Origin of the sequence: Butyrivibrio sp. NC2002 (genome assembly GCF_000702265.1) — a bacterium.
GTDB lineage: Bacteria > Bacillota > Clostridia > Lachnospirales > Lachnospiraceae > Butyrivibrio.
This window is the reverse complement of record NZ_JNKZ01000007.1, coordinates 385,731-401,539: the sequence shown is the minus strand read 5'-3', so window position 1 is coordinate 401,539 and position 15,809 is coordinate 385,731. Positions and strand designations below refer to the sequence as shown.

Here is a 15,809-nt window from a genome sequence, read left to right as displayed (position 1 = left end):
GATGAAAAAACTACTTAGATATCTAAGTGAATATAAACTTGAAGCATTTTTGGGGCCACTGTTTAAGCTGCTTGAAGCAAGCTTTGAACTCATAGTACCGCTGGTTGTAGCTGCAATCATAGACAACGGAATCGTAAGAAGCGATAAGCCATACATTTTTAAGATGAGCCTTGTGCTAGTCCTTCTTGCACTTGTCGGATTTACCTGTTCTGTTATCGCACAGTATTTTGCAGCAAAGGCCGCAACGCATTTTGCAAAAGGAGTTAAGAGGGACCTCTTTGCAAATATTCAAGAGCTTTCATACGAGCAGATTGACAGACTCGGAACGACGACACTTATAACAAGAATGACAAGTGACATGAACCAGGTACAGCAGGGAATAAATCTGTCATTAAGACTTTTACTCAGGTCTCCTTTTGTTGTATTTGGCGCAATGGTGATGGCTTTTACAATAGACTTTGGTCAGGCCATGATTTTTCTCGTGACGATAGTCATATTATCAATCGTAGTCTTTGGAATAATGCTGTGGGGAATTCCCAGATATAAGCAGGTTCAGGCTATGCTTGATAAGGTTCTTGGACTTACAAGAGAGAATTTATCGGGCGTAAGAGTGATACGAGCTTTCGGAAGAGAGGAAGATGAGGTTTCAGCTTTTAAGCAGCAAAATGATGCACTCACAAAGCTCCAGGAATATGTGGGAAGAATATCATCTCTTATGAATCCTTTGACCTATGTGATCCTCAACTTTGCAGTTATCGTGCTCCTCTATACAGGCGCGTCCAAGGTCAATACCGGTGCTCTCACAACAGGTAGTGTTGTAGCGCTTTACAACTATATGTCACAGATCCTTGTAGAGCTTATAAAGCTTGCATCTTTGATAATAACTATTACAAGAGCCGTTGCCTGCGGAAACAGAATTCAGCTGATGCTTGAAGAAAAGCCCTCTATGGCGTACGGAGATCTGGACAATGACCTTGATTACAATGGAGAACTTATTTCCTTTGAAAACGTATGCATGAGATATGGAGATGATATTGAAGATTCACTTTCAGGTGTTTCTTTTTCAGCAAAAAAAGGTGAGTCTGTAGGAATCATAGGCGGCACGGGCTCGGGCAAGACAACACTTATTAATCTTATCCCCAGATTTTATGATGCTACGAGCGGAACAATCAGGTTTAAGGGGAAAAACATAAAGGACTATAAAAAAGAGGCAGTACTTTCTACTATCGGAGTTGTTCCTCAGAAGGCAGCCCTTTTTAAGGGAAGCATAAGAGACAACTTAAAGTGGGGCAACTATAATGCGACGGATGACGAGCTGTGGGATGCTCTTAAAACAGCACAGGCAGTTGAAGTTGTTAAGGAGAAAAAAGGCGAGCTTGATGCTCAGGTAACTCAGGGAGGAAGAAACTTCTCGGGAGGACAGAAGCAGAGACTTACAATTGCAAGGGCACTCGCTAAAAAGCCAGAGATACTCATTCTGGATGATAGCTCATCTGCTCTTGATAATATGACAGATAAAAATTTGAGAGAGGCTATAAAAACACTGCCTTACGAACCTCTTACTTTTATTGTGTCACAGAGAGCATCATCAGTTATTTCATGTGACAAGATAATAGTTCTTGATGACGGCGAAGTAATGGGAATGGGTACGCATGATGAACTTCTGAAGAACTGTGAGACTTACAGAGAAATTTATGAATCACAGTTTGGAGAGGGGAAGAAAGATGCGTGAACTTAAAAGAGTATTAAAATATGTTTCAAAATATAGGATCCTTATTTTGGCATCCATGGTATTTGCGATAATTTCTGCACTTTCTGCTCTGTATGTTCCGATAATCGCAGGAAATGTTGTAGACTGCATAGTCGGAAAAGATAATGTGGATTTTACAAAGATCATCATGCTTTTATCACGAATGGCTGTAGTAATTATTGTTACTGCTATCTGCCAGTGGTTTATGTACGGAGTAAATAACAGGATCACATTCAGAGTAGTAAGAGATGTAAGAAATGATGCCTTTAAAAAGCTGCAGATCCTTCCGTTTGAGTTTTTGGATTCCAATCCTCAGGGCGGAATAGTCAGTAAGATAATTGCCGACGTTGATCAGTTTGCAGATGGTCTTCTTATGGGATTTACCCAGCTTTTTACAGGAATAGTTACGATTGCGGGAACACTTATTTTTATGTTCGTTTTGTGCTGGCAGATAGCTGTTCTTGTTGTTGTGTTAACACCTGCGTCACTTTTTATCGCAAGGTTTATAGCGGGCAGATCTTATAAGCTGTTTAAGGCTCAGTCTGAAGCAAGAGCGGAGCAGACAGCTCTTATAGATGAAATGGTGGGAAGTCTTAAGGTGGTCAAGGCTTTTTCACATGAAGATGAAAACAGGGAAGTATTCGATGATATAAACGAAAGGCTTACTATTACAAGCTTAAAGGCTACTTTCTTTTCATCACTTACCAATCCGAGCACTAGATTCATAAACAATATAGTATATGCGGCTGTTGCACTTGTCGGTGCTTTTGTGAGCATAGGCGGAGTTATGAGCGTGGGTGAACTTACTATTTTCTTAAGCTATGCGACGCAGTATACCAAGCCTTTTAATGAAATATCGGGTGTTGTGACAGAGCTTCAGAACGCGCTTGCCTGCGCAAGGAGAGTATTTGATCTTATAGATGAAAAGCCGCAGATTCCGGACAAAGAAGACGCCGTAACACTTGAAAATGTAAAGGGCGACATAGACATAAAGAATGTCCGTTTTTCATATGATAAGGATAGAGAGCTGATAACAAATCTTAATCTGTCTGCAAAAGAAGGCCAGAGGATCGCGATCGTAGGTCCTACAGGAAGCGGAAAGACAACCATAATAAATCTGCTCATGAGATTTTATGATGTGGATGACGGAAGCATAAAACTTGAGGGTACAGATATCAGGGATATCACTAGAAAGAACCTCAGAAACAGCTTTGGCATGGTGCTTCAGGAGACATGGCTAAGGAGCGGAACGATCAAGGAAAATATCCTTATGGGACGAAGCGGTTTTACTGACGAGGATGTGATCGAAGCTGCAAAGAAAAGCCACGCACACAGCTTTATAAGAAAGCTTCCAAACGGATACGATACAGTTATTGGTGAAGACGGAGGTGTGCTTTCCCAGGGACAAAAGCAGCTTTTGTGCATTACAAGAGTAATGCTGGATGTGCCTGCAATGCTTATTCTTGATGAAGCTACAAGCTCAATCGATACAAGAACCGAGATAAAGATCCAGAATGCTTTTAAGCAGATGATGAATGGAAGAACAAGCTTCGTTGTTGCGCACAGACTTTCAACCATAAAAGAAGCTGATGTCATCCTTGTTATGAACGAAGGACATATTATAGAACAGGGATCACATAAGGAACTTCTGGAAAAAGGCGGTTTTTATTCAAAGCTTTACATGAGTCAGTTTGCAAGTTGAGAAATCAATCCCTGTACAGATTCGAGTAAAAAAAGTAAAATAATTAGTAAAAATAGGTTATGATATAAAGGATGGTAATTTACTACTATCCTTTATTTTTTATTACTATCCTTTATAATTATTTTGAACAGGATAAATAATTGTATTTGCTTTTTAGGGAGATCTTTATGAAGAAAAGACCGGTTTATGTAATAGGACATAAGAATCCCGATACGGATTCTATTTGCGCGGCTATTTGCTATGCAAATCTTAAAAAGAAGATAACAGGTGAAGAATACGAGGCAAGAAGATGCGGACACCTGAATGAAGAGACACAGTTTGTCCTTTCAAGGTTCGGTATAACTCCGCCTATATATACAAAAGACGTAAGAACCCAGGTATGCGATATGGAGATGAGAGATCTTCATGCTGAAAACGGCGATATCTCTTTAAAGAGAGCCTGGGAGAGAATGAAGGATGAAAACGTAGTTACTCTCTGCATTACCAAGAATGGTAAACTTGAGGGACTTCTTACTACTAACGATATCATGGAAACAAGTATGGATGTTCATGATGCAACTCTTTTGTCGGATACGAAGACAAGCTATTCAAACATCGTGGATACTCTCGATGGTCAGATGCTGGTTGGTGATCCCAAAGAAGTCATAACATCAGGGAAAGTGCTTATTGCGACTGCTTCTCCGGAAGTAATGGAAGAAGTTATTGATCCCGGTGATATTGTTATCTGCGGAAACAGATATGAGACGCAGCTTGTTGCGATAGAAAATGATGCTTCATGTATTGTTGTCTGTATCGATGCCAAGGTCACAAACACAATTCAGAAGATAGCTGAGGAGAGGGGATGTAAGATAATTACAACTCCTTATGATACTTTTACGGTTGCAAGACTTATAAACGAGAGTGCACCTGCAAGATCTATTATGAAAACAGATAACCTTGTTACTTTTCATGTAGATGATTTTATCGAAGATATTCAGCAGACAATGGCGCAGGTAAGACACCGCTATTTCCCTGTTGTTGACGAGCACGACAATTTCGTGGGCATGATCTCCCGAAGAAATTTGCTAGGTGCAAGAAAAAAGCAGATCATTTTGGTTGATCATAATGAGAAGAGTCAGACAGTAGACGGAGCTGACGGCGCTGATATCCTTGAGATCATAGATCATCACAGACTTGGATCGTCCATAGAAACAGCGGGACCTGTTTTCTTCAGAAATCAGCCGCTCGGATCATCATGCACGATCATTTATACTATGTATAAAGAATACGGAGTTGAGGTTGATAAAACTATGGCAAGCCTTATGCTGTCAGCTATCATCTCAGATACTCTTATGTACAGATCACCTACCTGTACCGAGATTGATAAGAAGGCGGGCGAAGAGCTTGCAAAAATTGCCGGCATAGATGTTGAAGAATTTGCAAGAGAGATGTTTAGAGCGGGCTCTAACCTCGGGGATAAGACTCCCAAGCAGATAGTTCATCAGGACTTTAAGAAGTTCTCAGTTGATGATAAGAATATCGGTATCGGTCAGGTTAATTCTATGAGTGCGGAAGAACTAGCTGAGATCAAAGAAAAGGTGCTTCCTGAGCTTAAAGATATTATGAATGCTGACGGACTGGATATGATCTTCTTTATGATGACCAATATCCTTACAGAGTCTTCCATCGTGGCGTTTGAGGGCAATAAGGCTGAGAGCATAATAGATGCCGGATTCCATGTTGCTGCAGGAAGTGATAATGTGGCACTGCTTAAGGGCGTTGTATCAAGAAAGAAGCAGCTGCTTCCTGCAATAGTGGATGCACTTCAGCAGTAACTGCCTGACTAAATACAAAAAACTAGATGATACAGAGGGGATACAATGGCAACGTTAAAAGAGATAGCAAGTGAAAGCGGATTCTCTATTTCTACGGTTTCCAGGGTGCTGAATGAGGACAGAACTCTGAACGTACCGGAGGAAACAAAAAGAATAATCTTTGAAACTGCAGGAAAACTCAATTATAAGACCAGAAATGAGAGGAGAAAGGCGCTCAATACCTTGGATCCCGGTGTTTATACCGGTGTTATGGATCGCCTTGAAACAAAGAGAGTAGGACTTGTACAGATGCTCTCTGATGATGAACAGCTCGATGATACATATTATTTATATCTTAAGAGTAATGTAGAGAAGGTTTGTACTGAGAGAGGAATTGAAACAGTTCCCATGACTTTTGATAATGGAACAGGCGACCTTAGATTTTCCGGAGACTCTGTCGATGGAATTATTGCGATTGGCCAGTTTTCCAAAAAGCGGATCGCTGCAATGGAGAAATGCGCAAAGAGAATAGTATTTGTGGACTCTTCACCTGATGCAACAAAATACTGCTCAATACAGACCAATTACGAGACAGGTGTTGTTCAGGGACTTGAATACCTCCTTAGCAGAGGCCATAGAAACATAGCTTTTGTAGGTCCTGTTGAAACAAAGGATTCTATGGGAAACAGTGCGCCGGAGATCCGAAGAAGGATTTTTGGTGATATGGCAAAAGAGTTCTATGACAAGATGAATGCTTTTTATGTTGATACAGATCAGAAGGGTATTGACGCTCAGGAACAGATAATCAAATTCATGTCATTATATCCGGGATCTAGCGATATCACTGCTTTTTTTGCATTTAATGAGACGACCGCCATCAATGTGATGAAGGGTCTTCAGAGTATGGGGATCAGAGTTCCCGCAGATGTAAGTGTATTGAGCTTTAATGATACAGTGCTTGCTACATTTACGCAGCCGCAGCTTTCAGGTATACATATATACATGGATGAGATGGCAAAAGTTACGGTAAATACAATGAGTACACTTTTTTATGATGAACAGATGCTGCCCATCAGGATCCTTGTTCCTACGGGAGTGACCGAAAGGGAGAGTGTCAGATCTGTTAATTCTTAAAAAATTATAACGCGGGTTTTGCTTTAAAAATAAAGTTCGAAATATGTTATAATTAGTGAAACAATTTTTGTATTTTTGCCTTGTTTTTATGAAAGGTTATTGTGTTATGAAAAAACATATTTCAGATATATTTTTCTCGTGTTTTGCACTTATTATTCTTATAGTTTTGTTCTTGATGCCTGCATGTTTTAATTCTTCTTTGGTGCATGCTGCCGAAGGGGATTTTGAGGCATCAACAACAAATACAGTCTATTTTGTAAATCCACTTTATAAAAATGTTATTTCAGAGAGCCAGTTAAAGCATCTTGATGATTCGGGAGTTTCTTCGCAGCAGATACTTTCTGCTGACACCAAGTATACAAGCATTGCTGAAATTGCGACAGCTTTGAGGAATGAACTAAGACAAAGAAAGAGCAATATTACAATCTATTATTCATTTGCCGGAGAGAGCTATACTGCAAGGACTCTTATAAATATGGAGAGTGATGCTATAACGCAGGCTATGGTCCACACCGGAAACGGCAAAGAAGGTGATTACCTTAGCTGGGGATACAGCGGATACGGAATGCAGGTTACCCATGGAACAAGAAATGGCAGAACAGAAGGCGCTTTTATATACTGTTTTAGCTATTACACAACTCCTGAACAGGAGGCGGCTGTAGACAGTAAGGCAGCGTCTCTTTCATCGAGTCTTGGGCTTTCTTCAAAGACGCAGTATGAGAAAGTTTTGGCCGTATATAAATATATATGTGACAATGTTACTTACAGCAAGGACTCAGGCACCTTGAAGTACAGCTGCTATGCGGCAATGTGCAAAAATAGCGCTGTTTGTCAGGGATATGCGCTTATGGCATATAGACTACTTAATGACAGTGGCGTTGACTGTAGACTTATAGCCGGGGATACATCAGGAGGCGGACACGGCTGGAATATAGTAAAGATCGGCTCGGGATACTACAACTTTGATGTCACCTGGGATGCCGGCAAAACTCCTGAAAACTATCTTTACTTTTTAAAATGCGATGCTAATTTTAGTGACCACAAAAGATGGTCTCAATATAAGAGCGCTGATTTTTATGCCCAGTATCCGATGAGCTCAAGTGATTATGACACGGGAACCGTAGGTTCCAGGGGCAAGATAAAAGGGATAAAACTAAGTACTGAAAAACTGGTGCTCAAGGTCGGGGATGACAAAAAGCTAAGCGCAAGCTATGAGCCAACAGGAACAACGGCCAAGAATGTGCACTGGTCTACAAATAATAAGAAAGTGGCAACGGTTTCAAATAACGGAACTGTGACTGCCCAGAAACAGGGAACCTGCGTAATTACTGTTAAGACCGATGACGGAAAATACTCTAAGAAGTGCTATGTTACAGTAAAGGCAGGAAAGAAGGTCGCTGTCAAAAAGATAAAGCTTAACAAGAAAAAGGTTAAGCTTGAAAAGGGAAAGAAATTCGAACTCAAAGTTACATTTAGTCCAAAGAATGCTACAAATAAGAATGTTAAGTATTCAAGCAGCAACAAGTCTATTGCAAAGGTAAACAAAAAAGGCGTGATAACTGCCCGTAAAAAGGGTACTTGCACAATTACCGTAACCTCAAAGGATGGCAAGAAGGTTGCGAAGTGTAAGGTGATAGTAAACTGATAATAACGAAAAAGCAGGTTCAAATGCGAACCTGCTTAATTTTTATATCCGGGTATTAAATTAACTTACAAAGAACTTCTCTGCGATTGTTTCCATGTAGATCTCACGTTTGTCTTCAGGAACATCATATTCATCCATGGCTTTGAGTACTGACCAGTGCTGAGAACCGATGGAACGAAGCATGTTTCTTATAAGTGAATAATCAACTATATTGTCCTGAGCGGAATTATACAGATTGTTGTCAGTTGTAGAATGTGCCATAAAAACCCCCATATAAATAAACAAAACTTAAACCATAGATATTGTTAGGACATTGTCCCTTCAACTACTATATATTGTATTATGTTTTTGAAATATTTCAATAGAAAAATTCTCAAAAATTGAATATTAATTTTATGTTTTTTTTACCGTTCAAGCCTGTTCATAAACTTGTTAAGAATGTGGAATTTTGATAAAATAATTATCGAAATAGTGGCTCTTTTAGTTTGTGAGGGTAGTATGCACAAGACGTATGAAGTGGAGCGAGACGGGTATAAGATTTCTGGGGAACTATATTTGCCGGAGGATCAAAAGGGCAGATATCCGGTTATAATCATGTCGCACGGTTTTGGTGCGAGCAGGGAAGGGTGCAGACCCTATGCCGAGATAATGGTAGAAGCCGGATTTGCCTGCTACATATTTGATTTTTGTGGCGGAGGCTTATCGTCAAAGAGCGATGGCAAGATGACCGAGATGTCGGTGCTCACTGAGAGCGCTGATATTGAAGCTATAGTTAAAGACATCAGAAAGGCTCCTTTTGCCGACAGAAAGAACATCTTTCTGATGGGCGAGAGTCAGGGCGGAGTTGCTTCAACCATTGCCGCAGGTGATACTCCCGGTGATGTAAGAGCTATGATACTGCTGTATCCTGCATATATTCTTTTTGACGATGCAAAGAGAAAATATCCGGATAAGAGCATGATCGAGGATACTACCACGGTTTTTGGCCTTCCTGTCGGAAGAAAGTTTTATGAAGATGCTTTTTCGCTGAATATTGATGACTACATGGTCAGATACAGCGGAAATGTGCTGATCATCCATGGCAACATAGATGAAATCGTTCCGATATCATACAGCATTGCTGCCAAGAAAAAGTTCCCTGCTGCAAAAGTTGTTCAGATAGATGAAGCCGGGCATGGTTTTTACGGAAAAGAGGTTGTGGAAGCAGGGCGTAAAATGGTATCATTTATAGAGAACAATCTAAGCGATTAGTCTACTAAAAGTTGGGGGTTATAAAAATATGAGCAGATTTTTTGAAAATATAGATACAGACGAACTTAGAAACAGCGCAAAGGAAGTTTTGGATTTCACCGAAGGAAAAGCAAGAGATGCTTATGGCAGAGCTCTCGACAAATACAATGGCCTCGATGATGAGTTAAAGAAGGCTATAAAGATCGGAGTATGTGTATTTGGAATAATACTTCTTGTTGCAGGATGCTTCTATCTTCTTGGAAAGAAAGCAGGCAGAAGAGAAAGATGCGAGTTTGAATACGAAGAATGGGACGGATAAGATTAAAAAGTCTTGCAAACCATACTGGTATGTGATAATATCGTCTAGTCGTTTCGACTTAGATCATTTACATAATCATATTAGCCGGCGTGTCGGAATTGGCAGACGAGACAGACTCAAAATCTGTTATCCGCAAGGGTGTATGGGTTCAAGTCCCATCGCCGGCATTAAGTTAATTGAATCAATCATTAAATTTAAAAACAGCCTATCATCGGGCTGTTTTTTGTATTTTTGCACAAAAAATGGAAACCAAAATTGGGTAATGCGTTTCTTGTTATCAGTTTCCTATGATGTTACTATATTATAAGAAACGAAGCGAAAATGTTTTGGTTTCTGGCAGAAATACGAGGACACTGATGAGAGAAATATTATATTTAAACAATGACTGGAAATACTCGGATAATTTCGAGGATGATATGATACTCCCCGGCTATGGGGATAGCACCATGGAAGTGGTGAGAATACCGCATACGGTAGCGGTGACACCTTTTAATTACTTTGACGACAGGATATATCAGAAGGTTTCATGTTACAGAAAAAGCTTTAATGCTGAGCAGTCCTGGAAGGGCAAAAGGATCAAGCTGTGCTTTATGGGAGCGGCACATGAAGCAAATGTGTTTTTTAACGGCCAGCTTTTGGGCACTCATTCATCCGGATATACTTCATTTTCTTTTGATATAACTGACAGGATAAGATTTGATGGGCCAAACTGCCTTGTAGTTAAGCTTGACAGCAGAGAAAGCCTTAATGTCCCGCCTTTTGGATTTGTTGTAGATTACATGACCTACGGCGGAATATACAGAGATGTTCTTATCGAACTGACTGATAAAACATACATAGAGGATAGTTTTGTCTATACTACGGTTCCTGCAGTTTACAATGCTTCTGAAGATGCAAAAGAGATTGCGCCAAAGGCCGTAGGTTCATTTATTAATGCAAAGATCAAGATATCGGGTGACATCAAGGGATGCACTTTAAAGCATTATCTTAAGCGCGTTTCAGGAGTTATGCCCGGTGGCGAAAAAGATGAATATGAAAACAGAGTGCTGATGGCAGAGACAAGTGCGAATGAAACCAATGATTTTTCCTATCACACACTTCCTGTGTGCGTTTGGGATGTCACCAATCCTGCTTTGTATGACTATGAAATTGAGCTCGTAAAGGATGAAAAAATCATAGACTCAAAGACTGAGCGCTTCGGATTTAGAAGTGCCAGGTTTGTGGCAGACGGGTTTTATTTGAACGGACGTAAGCTTAAGATCAGAGGACTTAACAGACATCAGTCATATCCTTATGTCGGATATGCAATGCCTTCTTCAATGCAGGTGGAAGATGCAAGAATACTCAAAGAAGAGCTTGGTGTAAATGCAGTAAGATGCTCGCATTATCCTCAGTCACAGGACTTTATAAATGAATGTGACAGGATAGGACTTCTTGTATTTATGGAATTCCCCGGCTGGCAGCACATAGGGGATGAGGCCTGGAAAGAGCAGGCAATCGTCAATGAAAAAGAAATGATAATCCAATACAGGAATCATCCTTCAATCATTATCTGGGGAGTAAGAATAAACGAATCTGCAGATGATGATGAGTTTTACAAAAAGACTAATGAAGTTGCGCATGAGCTTGATCCTTCAAGGCAGACCGGAGGCGTTAAGGCATCCGGGAAGATGCATACTTTTGAAGATGTCTATACATATAATGATTTTTCATTTGAAGGAACAAAGAACGGTTGTCAGAAAAAGAAGGCAGTTACTCCCGATATGAATAAGGGATACCTGGTTACAGAGTATAACGGCCATATGTATCCGACGAAAAGCTTTGATGATGAAAATCACAGAAAAGAACATGCGATAAGACATGTAAAGGTCATGGATGCAATAGCCGGGGAGCATGATATTGCAGGCGGATTTGGCTGGTGCATGTTTGACTACAACACACATAAGGACTTTGGATCGGGTGACAGGATCTGTTATCACGGAGTGATGGATATGTTCAGAAATCCCAAGATGGCTGCATTTGCATACGGAATGCAGCAGGATGAGGAAAATGTTCTTGAAATCTCTTCATCTATGGATATTGGCGAGCATCCTGCGGGAATTCGTGAAGATATCTGGATATTCACCAATGCAGATTCTGTGAAGATGTATAAAAACAATCTTTTTATAAAAGAGTATAAGAGAGAAGATACTCCGTTTAAGAATTTAAAGCATGGTCCGATCCTTGTAGATGATTTTGTCGGAGATCAGCTCTATGAAAATGAGAAGTTTTCCAAGGGCATGGCTGATGCCGTAAAGAGAGCTCTTAATATAGCTGCGACCTCAGGCATGGGTAAGCTTGGCTTTAGAGACTATATCACAGGCGCAAAGCTTCTTACACTCTATAAGATGTCTGTAAAAGATGTCGTTGATATGTATCAGAAATACATAGGCGACTGGGGTGGTAAGGCTACAAGCTTTAAGTTTGAAGCGATTAAGGATGGGAAAGTTGTTAAAACACTCGTGAAGGAAACTGTTTCAGATGTCAGACTTGAAACAATAGTAAGCAGTGAAAAGCTCTACGAAGGAAGAACCTATGATGTTGCAAGCATAAGAATAAGAGCTGTTGATCAAAACGGCAATGTTCTTCCGTATTTTAACGAGTGCGTCAAGGCAAAAACCGAAGGAGCAATAGAGCTTATTGGTCCCAAAACAATACCTCTTCGAGGCGGTATGGCAGGCTTGTATGTTAAAACCAGAAGGCGCCAGGGCAGCAAAGGAAAGCTCCATCTAAAGCTTGAGGCTTCGGAGAAAATAAAGAAAGATATAGAGTTTACGGTAATGGAAGGAGAAGGACGAAATGTCTGATAGAGCAAAGGTAATCTTTGGCAATGAAATGCCTGAGAGCGTATATCGAAAATCTGTAAAGACGCAGAAGAAAAACATAAAAAAATTCGGGGATGACAGAAATGCAAATTACCCTGTAAAAATAACTGATAACGAGTATATAGGTGAAAGCCTCGGGGTAAAGAATATAGAGGTTTTGCCTGAGAATGCAGACACTACAGGTTCACTTTCATTTGATACGGAAAATGGACTGATTGTAGGAAACATAAGAATGGGATTTGGACATTACAGGATCAGTATGGCGATCGCTTCATGCGCGAAGTATTATGGCTACACTCCCTACTGGATGGATCTTAATTCTTATCCTCACACAACCTGCACAAAGGTTATAAGTGCGCAGAACGAGTTGTATTCACTTGGATCAAGACTTTCAAAGATAGGTCTTTTCAATAAGCTTGTATGGGAGCCTGTAAACTACGAAGGCTTCAGAGCTTTATCATACAACTCTGCGGATCAGAAGAACGCAGAGCTTATGGCACCTGTTTACAAGAATGTGCCAAAGGATATACCGGTTGTTGCAACTCACGTTTGGCCTGCACAGGCTGCGCTTCATGCAGGTATGAAGTATGTTGTAAATGCTATTCCCGATAACTGGCCGATGGCACTTCACCTCTCAGAGGGCGCTGTTCACACGATCCAGTGCAAGAATGCTTATATGGGCTACAGAATCTTAAATGGCATGAATAAAGAGACAATCTGTAAGCCGATGCCAAAGGACAGTCTTGTTTATACCGGTCACTACATCGACCATGAGCTTGTATCAAATATAGAAAGTGACTGCGAAAAGAGACTTGGCAGAAAGAAAAACAATAAGCCCATGCGTTTCCTTCTTACAATCGGAGGCGCCGGCGCTCAGAAGGAAATCTTTGCAGCTATCATAAGATACCTTCTCCCTTACATTGAGAAGAACCGCGCAGCTTTATATGTAAACGTTGGGGACTACAAAAAGGTGTGGGAAGACCTAAAGCAGGAGATTCCGCAGATGTCTTCTTATGTCACAGAACACCTTGAGGATTTTGCAGAGACAACTGAATTTGCCAAAAAAGCACTTGATGATAATACTGAAGTTACGGGTATTCACGGCTTTTATCACAAAAACATTTTTGAAGCCGTTTACTGCACAAACCTTCTCATGAGAAGCTGTGATGTGCTTGTTACAAAGCCAAGCGAACTTGCTTTTTATCCTGTTCCCAAACTCTTTATTAAGCGGGTTGGAAAACACGAGATGTGGGGTGCGATCCACTCGGCTGAAATAGGCGATGGAACACTTGAATGCAGAGATATACCGCACACAGAGCAGATGCTTGATATGTTCCTTGAGACTACGCTTCTTGACGAGATGTGCGAGAATATAATTATGAATAAAAAGATGGGCATCTATGATGGCGCTTACAAAGTAGTAGAGCTTGCCATGAAGATGAAAAAGGAGAATTGAAAATGGGAGAGAAATCAAAATTAACTGGGGCAGCTAAGGTTTCATACGGACTTGGGGCAGTAGGAAAGGATATGGTATACATGCTATCCGCATCCTACGTTCTGTATTACTTCCAGGATATTCTTGGAGTGAGCGCTGCGGCAATGGGCGTAATCCTTATGGTTGCGCGTGTATTTGACGCATTTAACGATCCTATAATGGGCGCTATTGTTGCAAAAACAAAGACAGGATTCGGTAAATTCCGTCCCTGGCTTCTTATTGGTACAGTTACCAATGCTATTGTTCTTTATCTTATGTTTTCTGCGCCTCCGACATTAAACGGAAGCGGACTTGTAGCTTATGCTGCAGTAACATATATACTTTGGGGAGTAACCTACACAATGATGGATATTCCCTACTGGTCAATGATCCCTGCTTTTACTGAGGGCGGAAAAGAAAGAGAAGGCCTTACAACTCTTGCAAGATCATGTGCAGGTGTCGGTTCTGCAATTATCACAATAATCACAGTCAAGGCGGTTTCTGCTCTTGGCCGTATGTTTGGAGGTTCCGGTATAAATGACAGAGAAGTTGAGAGGATCGGTTTCTCATATTTTACAATAATCATTGCAGTATTATTCGTACTCTTTACAGTGATCTGCTGCATCAATGTAAAAGAGAAATCAACGGTAGATATGAAGTCAGCTTCTGTCGGTGAGATGTTCAAGGCTCTTATCTCAAATGATCAGGCTATGGCAGTTGTTGTTGCTATCGTTATTGTTAACTGCTCAATCTATATCACATCAAACCTTGTAATTTACTTCTTTAAGTATGATTTTGGCGGAGTTAACTGGAGAGACGGATATACACTTTTTTCAACATTTGGCGGCGGAATACAGATCCTTGCAATGATGCTTTTGTATCCTCTTTTAAGAAGATTCTTTACATCAATAAAGATATACTTCATAAGCATGGGCATGGCAATTTGTGGTTATATTTCACTTCTTGTACTTGCTTCAACATCTATGACAAATGTTGCACTTCTTTTCATTCCGGGCTTCTTTATATTTGCTGCAAACGGAATGCTCGCTGTAATCACTACCGTATTTCTTGCAAATACAGTTGATTATGGCGAAATAAAGAACAATCGTCGTGATGAATCAGTTATTTTCTCTATGCAGACATTTGTAGTAAAGCTTGCATCAGGTATTTCAGCTCTTATCGCTGCGCTTGCACTTCAAGTGCTCTCACTTTCAAATGATACAGAAGAGACACTTGCTGAAATCGACTATTCAAAAGGCGTTGACGCAATGCAGAAGATGGGACTTAGAATGACAATGACTGTTATCCCGATCATAGGCCTTGTATTTGCAATCATCTGGTTTAAGAAAAAATACATTCTGACAGATGAAAAGATAGATGAGATTTCAAGAGAAATCGCTAAAAGAAAAACTCAGGCTCAGTAATTGAAAAAGGCTATTATAAACGAGGTCGTCTCCGCTTGGGGCGACCTTTTTGTATTGTTTAAAGTGCGGTTTTGGTGTATTCTATATATTGATGTATAGTATGCTTGGTATGAATAGGCTCATACAAGATATGGGGTCATGGATGTGATATGAACTGCAAGGAATTTCAAAGACAGATTACAGGTTTTTTGAACGATGAACTGGATGTTCAGTCTCTGGAAGTTTTTCTCGATCATGTCGAAAGTTGTAAAAACTGCAGAGAAGAACTGACGATTCAGTTTCTCGTAGAGACGGGTACCAGAAGACTTGAGGATGGTACTACATTTAATCTTAAATACGAGCTTGATAATTTAATGCAGAATGCCAGACAGAGACTTAATTTCAGGAAAAGACTCCAGAAGATGGCCTTCGCTCTGCATATTATTGCAATTATAGAAATAATTGTCGTTGTAACACTTAGTATAGTTTTGTGAT

12 protein-coding genes and 1 tRNA gene are annotated in these 15,809 nt (G+C 40.3%); 12 read left to right on the top strand and 1 reads right to left on the bottom strand.

The genetic code is table 11. From position 1 onward, the window contains the following. Position 1 precedes the first annotated feature (1 nt). The 5 genes from T543_RS05015 (at position 2) to T543_RS15085 (ending at position 8,024) form a co-directional block, all read left to right on the top strand. Positions 2 to 1,732, top strand: a complete 1,731-nt coding sequence (locus T543_RS05015) for an ABC transporter ATP-binding protein (protein WP_035766235.1) — start codon at positions 2 to 4, stop codon at positions 1,730 to 1,732. Then, complete coding sequence (locus tag T543_RS05010; protein WP_035766233.1) at positions 1,725 to 3,452, top strand: ABC transporter ATP-binding protein; 1,728 nt, start codon at positions 1,725 to 1,727, stop codon at positions 3,450 to 3,452. Before T543_RS05015 ends, T543_RS05010 begins: the two co-directional genes overlap by 8 nt. A gap of 167 nt (positions 3,453 to 3,619) precedes the next feature. Then, complete coding sequence (locus T543_RS05005; protein WP_035766231.1) at positions 3,620 to 5,266, top strand: putative manganese-dependent inorganic diphosphatase; 1,647 nt, start codon at positions 3,620 to 3,622, stop codon at positions 5,264 to 5,266. Positions 5,267 to 5,311: 45 nt separating this feature from the next. Continuing rightward, positions 5,312 to 6,379, top strand: a complete 1,068-nt coding sequence (locus T543_RS05000) for a LacI family DNA-binding transcriptional regulator (protein WP_035766230.1) — start codon at positions 5,312 to 5,314, stop codon at positions 6,377 to 6,379. A 106-nt stretch (positions 6,380 to 6,485) separates the two neighbouring features. Then, complete coding sequence (locus T543_RS15085; protein WP_051638545.1) at positions 6,486 to 8,024, top strand: Ig-like domain-containing protein; 1,539 nt, start codon at positions 6,486 to 6,488, stop codon at positions 8,022 to 8,024. A gap of 60 nt (positions 8,025 to 8,084) precedes the next feature. Here the strand turns inward: T543_RS15085 and T543_RS04990 are convergent, their stop codons facing one another. After that, positions 8,085 to 8,285 (bottom strand): hypothetical protein, encoded by a 201-nt coding sequence (locus tag T543_RS04990; protein ID WP_035766228.1) that lies wholly within the window; start codon positions 8,283 to 8,285, stop codon positions 8,085 to 8,087. 237 nt (positions 8,286 to 8,522) lie between these two features. Between T543_RS04990 and T543_RS04985 the strand changes: the two genes are divergently transcribed. The 7 genes from T543_RS04985 (at position 8,523) to T543_RS04955 (ending at position 15,808) form a co-directional block, all read left to right on the top strand. Then, complete coding sequence (locus T543_RS04985; protein WP_197023932.1) at positions 8,523 to 9,275, top strand: alpha/beta hydrolase family protein; 753 nt, start codon at positions 8,523 to 8,525, stop codon at positions 9,273 to 9,275. A gap of 28 nt (positions 9,276 to 9,303) precedes the next feature. After that, positions 9,304 to 9,573 (top strand): hypothetical protein, encoded by a 270-nt coding sequence (locus T543_RS04980; protein WP_035766226.1) that lies wholly within the window; start codon positions 9,304 to 9,306, stop codon positions 9,571 to 9,573. 83 nt (positions 9,574 to 9,656) lie between these two features. Then, a tRNA-Leu gene (locus T543_RS04975) sits at positions 9,657 to 9,740 on the top strand. 189 nt (positions 9,741 to 9,929) lie between these two features. Then, positions 9,930 to 12,419, top strand: coding sequence for a glycoside hydrolase family 2 protein (locus T543_RS04970; protein WP_035766224.1), 2,490 nt, complete (start codon positions 9,930 to 9,932; stop codon positions 12,417 to 12,419). Beyond that, positions 12,412 to 13,893, top strand: a complete 1,482-nt coding sequence (locus T543_RS04965; protein WP_035766223.1) for a DUF6937 domain-containing protein — start codon at positions 12,412 to 12,414, stop codon at positions 13,891 to 13,893. Before T543_RS04970 ends, T543_RS04965 begins: the two co-directional genes overlap by 8 nt. Positions 13,894 to 13,895: 2 nt before the next feature. Further along, positions 13,896 to 15,335, top strand: a complete 1,440-nt coding sequence (locus T543_RS04960) for a glycoside-pentoside-hexuronide (GPH):cation symporter (protein ID WP_035766221.1) — start codon at positions 13,896 to 13,898, stop codon at positions 15,333 to 15,335. Positions 15,336 to 15,484: 149 nt separating this feature from the next. Then, entirely contained in the window at positions 15,485 to 15,808 is a 324-nt protein-coding gene (locus T543_RS04955) for an anti-sigma factor family protein (protein WP_035766219.1), read from the top strand. Position 15,809 lies beyond the last annotated feature (1 nt).

Bases quoted from the DNA above. Each gene is read 5' to 3' on its own strand.
- T543_RS05015 (WP_035766235.1), top strand. From the start codon at position 2: ATGAAAAAACTACTTAGATATCTAAGTGAATATAAACTTGAAGCATTT.
- T543_RS05010 (WP_035766233.1), top strand. From the start codon at position 1,725: ATGCGTGAACTTAAAAGAGTATTAAAATATGTTTCAAAATATAGGATC.
- T543_RS05005 (WP_035766231.1), top strand. From the start codon at position 3,620: ATGAAGAAAAGACCGGTTTATGTAATAGGACATAAGAATCCCGATACG.
- T543_RS05000 (WP_035766230.1), top strand. From the start codon at position 5,312: ATGGCAACGTTAAAAGAGATAGCAAGTGAAAGCGGATTCTCTATTTCT.
- T543_RS15085 (WP_051638545.1), top strand. From the start codon at position 6,486: ATGAAAAAACATATTTCAGATATATTTTTCTCGTGTTTTGCACTTATT.
- T543_RS04990 (WP_035766228.1), bottom strand. From the start codon at position 8,285: ATGGCACATTCTACAACTGACAACAATCTGTATAATTCCGCTCAGGAC.
- T543_RS04985 (WP_197023932.1), top strand. From the start codon at position 8,523: ATGCACAAGACGTATGAAGTGGAGCGAGACGGGTATAAGATTTCTGGG.
- T543_RS04980 (WP_035766226.1), top strand. From the start codon at position 9,304: ATGAGCAGATTTTTTGAAAATATAGATACAGACGAACTTAGAAACAGC.
- T543_RS04970 (WP_035766224.1), top strand. From the start codon at position 9,930: ATGAGAGAAATATTATATTTAAACAATGACTGGAAATACTCGGATAAT.
- T543_RS04965 (WP_035766223.1), top strand. From the start codon at position 12,412: ATGTCTGATAGAGCAAAGGTAATCTTTGGCAATGAAATGCCTGAGAGC.
- T543_RS04960 (WP_035766221.1), top strand. From the start codon at position 13,896: ATGGGAGAGAAATCAAAATTAACTGGGGCAGCTAAGGTTTCATACGGA.
- T543_RS04955 (WP_035766219.1), top strand. From the start codon at position 15,485: ATGAACTGCAAGGAATTTCAAAGACAGATTACAGGTTTTTTGAACGAT.